This window comes from Actinomadura fibrosa, assembly GCF_900659615.1.
GTDB classification, from domain to species: domain Bacteria; phylum Actinomycetota; class Actinomycetes; order Streptosporangiales; family Streptosporangiaceae; genus Spirillospora; species Spirillospora fibrosa.
The window spans coordinates 1-6,179 of the sequence record NZ_CAACUY010000378.1 but is presented as its reverse complement, the minus strand read 5'-3'; the positions used below and the strand labels follow the sequence as shown (position 1 = coordinate 6,179).

General features: G+C 72.7%; 5 protein-coding genes. 3 read left to right on the top strand and 2 right to left on the bottom strand.

Annotated features, from left to right (window positions below; genetic code table 11):
* The coding region (locus E1300_RS50970; protein WP_165503309.1) for a hypothetical protein at positions 1-856 on the top strand (856 nt) is incomplete at its 5' end.
* Between the two features lie 24 nt (positions 857-880).
* Here E1300_RS50970 and E1300_RS46555 read toward each other — a convergent pair.
* Complete coding sequence (locus E1300_RS46555; RefSeq protein ID WP_207400386.1) at positions 881-1,930, bottom strand: spore photoproduct lyase family protein; 1,050 nt, start codon at positions 1,928-1,930, stop codon at positions 881-883.
* A gap of 107 nt (positions 1,931-2,037) precedes the next feature.
* Here E1300_RS46555 and E1300_RS46550 point away from each other — a divergent pair, with 107 nt between their 5' ends.
* Positions 2,038-2,535 carry an MSMEG_6728 family protein gene (locus tag E1300_RS46550; RefSeq protein ID WP_131763670.1) on the top strand — a complete coding sequence of 166 codons (498 nt, stop codon included), beginning with the start codon at positions 2,038-2,040 and terminating at the stop codon, positions 2,533-2,535.
* A gap of 98 nt (positions 2,536-2,633) precedes the next feature.
* On the opposite strand, the gene E1300_RS46545 is transcribed toward E1300_RS46550, so the two are convergent.
* On the bottom strand, positions 2,634-3,659 hold the full coding sequence (locus E1300_RS46545) for an alpha/beta hydrolase (RefSeq protein WP_278045440.1): 1,026 nt from the start codon (positions 3,657-3,659) through the stop codon (positions 2,634-2,636).
* A 967-nt stretch (positions 3,660-4,626) separates the two neighbouring features.
* Between E1300_RS46545 and E1300_RS46540 the strand changes: the two genes are divergently transcribed.
* Positions 4,627-6,179, top strand: a 1,553-nt coding sequence (locus tag E1300_RS46540) for a beta-ketoacyl synthase N-terminal-like domain-containing protein (protein ID WP_131763669.1), incomplete at its 3' end; no start/stop codon positions are given.

Sequence of the window (6,179 nt, the reverse complement as noted above, 5' to 3'; positions counted from 1 at the left end):
GGCCGCGAGCAAGGGCTTCCTCGCCACGGCCGCGGGCAAGGGCACGCTCGCCGTCGCGGGCGCCGCGGTCGTCGCCGCGGGCGCCACGGCCGCGGTGGTCGCGACGAGGGACACGAAGGAGCCGCCGCGGCGCCCGGTCGCGAACGTCGCGAACGTGGCCATGGCGGCGGAGACGCAGACGATCGGGAACGTGCGGGTCACGGGCGCGCAGTACATGAGGGTGAGCGGGCTCGGCGACCCCGCGCTGGAGCGGCGGGTCAACCAGACGCTCCGCGCGCCGCTCGACCGGCTGATCACGATCGGGAAGGGCGCCCGGAAACTGCCGTGCAACGGCGTCCCGGTCACGGTCTCGACGGAGGCGCGGGCGGGCCTGCGCGGGCCGCGCCTCGCGTCCGTGCGCTACTTCATGAACAACGACTGGTGCCGCCAGGCGGACGGCTCGCCCGGCGGCGAGGTCGTCACCGTGGACCTGCGCACCGGGAAGCGGCTCACCGCGACCGACGTGTTCCGCCCCGAGACGCTGACGTCCGCCGGGGTGGCGCGGCTCCAGTCGCTCGTCAAGCAGCGCGTCGGCCGGGGGCGGAAGTGGGCCGACTGCGCGACGCTGGACGGCCGGTTCAAGCGGGCCGACTTCTTCCCGAGCAAGGGGTCGACCACGGAGGGCATGGAGACCGACCCGCCGCGGCTCAGCGCGTTCTTCACGCCGGACGGGTTCGAGCTGTCGTGGCTGCACGGCGGCAGCGACGGCTGCGGGAACCTCGACTTCACCGCCCCGTACGCGAGCGTCCTGCCGATGCTCAAGCCGGAGATCGCCGCCCTGCTGCCCGGCGGCAGCCCGTCCCCGCAGAAGTCGTGACGGACGTGCGCCCGGACGGCGTGATCAGAACGCGTAGCGGACGCGGCAGCCGGGGAGGCGCTCGGCGAGGAGGCCGGTGAGCGCGGCGACGTAGCGGCCCTTGTGGCCGTTGCGGTAGCGGACGTTCCAGCCGCCGGTCTGCGAGCGCTTCGGCTGCTGGAGGTCGGGCCGCCAGAGCACCTCCTCGGCCTTCGGATGCCAGCCGAGGTTGACCTCGTGCAGCCGGTCGTTGTGCGTCAGGAAGATCACTTCGGCGGCGAGCTGCGCGCGGGCCGCGGGGCCCAAAGTGTCGGCGAGCTGGTCGAACAGCTCGCCCCAGTCGTCCAGCCAGCCGTCCCGGACGACGACCGGGCTGAGGTTGAGGTGCACCTCGTACCCGGCCTCGACGAAGTCGTCGATGGCGGCGATGCGGTCGGCGACGGGGGAGGTGCGGATGTCGAGCAGCTTGGAGTCGGCGGCGGGCATGAGGCTGAAGCGGACCCGGGTCCGCTCCTGCGGATCCCAGTCCAGCATGTCCCGGTTGACGTACTTCGTCGCGAAGCTGGCCTTGGCCGTCGGCAGCCCGCGGAACAGGTCCACGAGATCGCGGACGTTCGCGGAGACCAGCGCGTCCACGGAGCAGTCGGAGTTCTCGCCGATGTCGTAGACCCAGGCGCGCGGATCGACCTGGTCGGGCTCCGGCTTGACGCCCTGGCGGCCCGCGTGCCGGGCGAGGTAGCCGGTGATCTGGTCGATGTTCGCGAACACCGTGATCGGGTTGCTGTAGCCCTTGCGGCGCGGCACGTAGCAGTAGGCGCAGGCCATCGCGCAGCCGTTCGCGGTGGACGGCGCGATGAAGTCGCTGGACCGGCCGTTCGGGCGGGCGCTCAGCGACTTCTTGACCCCGAGGACGAGCGCCTCGGTCTTGATCCGGACCCAGCGGGCGACGTTCCGCTCGTCCCCGTAGAGCTCGGGGATGCGGTTGTGGGCCTCGATCTCGACGAGCTCGGCGTCCGGGAACCGGCCGAGGATCTCCCTGCCGCGCGCCAGTTCGGCCGCCGCGGGTTCGACGTAGATACGGCGGATGTCCAGCAAAGAGTGACTTTCGGTGATGGGCACATTACTTGCAACGATCCAAGACCTGCCGTGCTTCCCCGGCGTCGGTGGGTAAGCAACCAGATACACGAGGTGAGAGGAGCGGAGTGCAGACCTTCCTGCCGTACGAGGACTTCGCCGCCACGGCCGGCGTCCTGGACCCGCGCAGGCTCGGCAAGCAGCGCGTCGAGACGCTCCAGGTCCTGCGCGGCCTGACGGTGCCGGGGTACGGGTGGCGGCACCATCCGGCGGTCAAGATGTGGGCGGGCTACGAGGAGGGGCTCGTCCGGTACGGCCTGGACATCTGCGCCCGCTGGTGCGAGCTCGGCCGGGCCGACACGTGCGCGGGGACGCTGGCCGCCGACCTCACGTCCGCCACCGGCCTGAAGGAGGTCCGGCGGCAGGCGGAGCTCGCGGAGGCCGGGGAGCTACCGCCCTGGCTCGGCGACCCGGACTTCCACCTCAGCCACCGCTCGGCGCTCGTCCGGAAGGACCGGGAGTTCTACGGCGCCCTCTTCCCCGGCACGCCGGACGACCTCCCCTACGTCTGGCCCGCGTCCGACCGGCGGTCGGCGGTGGCCGATCAGCCGCCCTCCGAAGGATAGGGAACCCGATCGGCGCCACCGTCCTGCTCGTGGAATGGCGCGGACCGGCGCCGCCCGCGAGCGGCGCCGGTGTGATCGGGGAGATCTGACGCGGGCGCCTACTGGGCGCCGATCGCCCGCATCAGCATCGGGAAGGACTCGTGCAGGTCGCGCTGCCAGTACGGCCAGCTGTGCTGCCCGTCGAAGTAGCGCGTGGTCACCGGGATGCCGAGCTCGTCCAGCCGTCCGGCGAACGAGCGGGCGTTGCCGTCGGCGGCGGACTCCACCGGGTCGGTGATCGGCATGCCGCCGAGCGATCCGGCCTTCCCGTTGCCGCAGGCGACCCAGAGCTGGACGCCCGCGAGGCGGCCGGCCAGGTCGTAGGGGTTGTGCGCGTGCCAGACGGCGGCCTGGTCGTCGGGGTCGCCCCAGACGCGGCGCCAGTCCGTCCCCGGGCAGGAGAAGGACGGCCCCCAGCCGGTCGAGTCGTCGCCCGGCTTGTGGTTGAGGAGCGTGCTCAGGTATCCGCTGTAGGCGGCCGCGGCGCGGAACATGCCGGGGAAGCGCGCGGCGTAGAGCATGGCGCCGAGCCCGCCCATGGAGTTGCCCGCGATCGCGCGTTCCGTCCCGGCCCGGTAGTCCCTTTCGAGGATGCGCCGGATCTCGGTCATGTGGAACGTCTCCCAGCGGGGCGGGCCGCCGTTCCCGTAGTTCCACCAGTCGGAGTAGTTGCCGCAGCCGCCGCCGTTCGGCATGACGACGATGACGGGGGTGCCGGCGGTGAGCGCCGCGACGTCGGTGTCGCGCGTCCAGGCGGTGTAGTCGTCGACGCCGCCGTGGAGCAGCCAGAGGACGGGCCACGTGCGGTTCGCGGTGCGGGACCAGCCGGCCGGCAGGAGCAGCCGCACCTTGTCCCGGCCGCCGAGGGCGGGCGACTGGACGGTGAGGTCGAGGGTCCGGGACGCGACGGTCGTCTCGGCGACGACGCGGGGTCCGGCGGCGGCATCGGCGGCGGCCTGCGCGGACGCGGGGGACGCCGGGGCTCCGGGGGCGGCGGCGGCCGGGGCGGCCCGGCCGGTCAGGGTGATCGAGGCGAGCAGGACGAGGGCGCCCAGCCATGCGGCGGGGGCGGTGCGACGGGACAAGTTGCGGCCTTCCGGGCACAACCGATCGGGGTGGGACCGGTCATCGCTGGGGGGAGCACGCCGTCATGCGGCGGAGGGGAGCGGCCCGGCCGTACGGACCCCCGGATCGCGGGGTCCCGCCGCGGGGACGCCTTCGGGCCGTGCCGGCCCGGTGCTGCCGGACGCGCGGCGCCGCCGTGGCGGCACGGGGCGCCCGCGCGGTCCTACGCGACGGCTAACCGCTGCCTGTCGGCGGTGCCGCCGGGAAGTCTCGGATTCATCGAACGGGAACGGTCTCCTTCGCCGAATAGTCTTTCCTTGCCCGTGATACTTCCCGTTCAGCGGCTATTCAAAGCGTCGTCAATAATGCGTATACAATGTTTTCCGTACTCCCGTACGCATTTCTGAGGCCATTGGGGCCGGAGAAAGCAGAGAGGTTCCCGGGTGTGCGGTTGGATGAGTGACACCGCCCCGCCGGAACGTACGGCCGACGGCACCCGCGGACGGTTCCCGCGTCCCGCGCCTCGCGCCCGCACGTGGTTGACAGTTCTACGGAAAGTGTCGAAGGAGTGCCTGAGGTGGCGCGTCCTAACTGTCGGCAGCGCCCTTCTCGCGAAGCGTGAAAGGCGAGTGTAGAAAACGGTCAACCGATCATCTCGGTGATGAGGAGCGCACCGCCGCCCATCATGATCGAGACGGGTATGACGGCACTGAAACGGGCCGTTCCGGGGCCGGGAAAAGTTGTCATGCATTGATCGCCTGAACGCTTGACGCCAGGTGAGCGGGCTGCCTACGGTGGAGTAACTTAAGCGATCTTGGTGAGGTCGGCGGCGGTCGCGCGCGGTCTGCCGCCGCCTCCCCGACGGTCGACGATGTCCTGTGCATCTCCCTTTCCCGGCGGGCACCGCCGTTCTATTCGGCATGCCTGAAAACGGTCACCGGGAAATGCGCGCCATACCCCCGCCGCAAAGTTCTGTGGAGGAATCTCATGGGCTCTCGCATAGCGATCGTCGGCATGGCGTGCCGTTTCCCGGACGCCTCGACACCGGAAGAGCTGTGGGACAACGTGCTGGCCGGGCGGCGGTCCTTCCGCCGGATCCCGGACGAGCGGATCCGGCTGGACGACTACTACAGCGCCGACCGCGCCTCGGCCGACCACATCTACATCACCGAGGCCGCGCTGCTGCGCGACTGGGAGTTCGACCGGGTGCGGTTCAAGGTCGCCGGGTCCACCTTCCGCAACGCCGACCTGACGCACTGGCTGGCGCTGGAGACGGCCGCCGAGGCCCTCGCCGACGCGGGCTTCCCCGAGGGGCGCGCCGCGCCGGGCGAGTCCACCGGCGTCCTCGTCGGCAACTCGCTGACCGGCGAGGGGATCCGGGCCGCGCAGATGCGGCTGCGCTGGCCGTACGTCCGCCGCGTCGTGGCGGACGCGCTGAAGGGCGACCTGGAGAACGAGCGGCTCGCGGCGGTCCTCGCCGAGCTGGAGCGCTCCTACAAGGCGCCGTTCCCCGTCCCGGACGGCGACTCGCTGGCGGGCGGCCTGTCCAACACGATCGCCGGCCGGATCTGCAACCACTTCGACTTCAACGGCGGCGGCTACGTCGTGGACGGCGCGTGCGCGTCGTCCCTGCTGTCGGTCATCACCGCGTGCAACGCGCTGCTGGGCGGCGACATGGACCTCGCGGTCGCGGGCGGCGTGGACGTCAGCGTGGACGCCACGGAGCTGATCGGCTTCTCCCGCGCGGGCGCGCTCGCCGTCGAGGAGATGCGCGTCTACGACCAGCGGTCGGCGGGGTTCTGGCCGGGCGAGGGCTGCGGCATGGTCGTGCTGATGCGCGAGGAGGACGCCGTCGCGGGCGGCCACCGGGTGCACGGGTTCATCGACGGCTGGGGCGTGTCGTCCGACGGCGCGGGCGGCATCACCCGCCCGGAGACCGACGGCCAGCGGCTCGCGCTCGACCGCGCGTACCGGCGCGCCGGGTTCGGCCCGGACGAGGTCGCCTACTTCGAGGGGCACGGGACGGGCACCGCCGTCGGCGACGCCGCCGAGCTGGAGACGCTGATCGAGGCGCGGCGCGCGGCGGGCGCGGCCCCCGGCTCCGTCCCCGCCGCCGTCGGCTCGATCAAGGCGAACATCGGGCACACCAAGGCCGCGGCGGGCGTCGCGGGCCTGATCAAGAGCGTGAAGGCGGTCGGCACGGGCGTGCTGCCGCCGACCACCGGCTGCGAGCGCCCGCACCCGCTGCTCGGCGAGGGCGCCGACGCGCTGCGCGTCCTGCGCAAGGGCGAGGCGTGGCCGGACGGTGCGCCGCTGCGCGCGGGCGTCAGCGCGATGGGCTTCGGCGGCATCAACACCCACCTGGTGGTCGAGGCGCCGCGGGCGGTCCGCCGGACCCGCGTCGACAACCGGACCCGCGCGGTGCTGAACTCGCCGCAGGACGCCGAGCTGTTCGCGCTGGACGCGTCCTCGGCCGCCGCGCTCGCCGACCGGGCCGCCGCGCTCGCGCCGGTGGCCGCGGCCGCCGCCCGCTCCGAGCT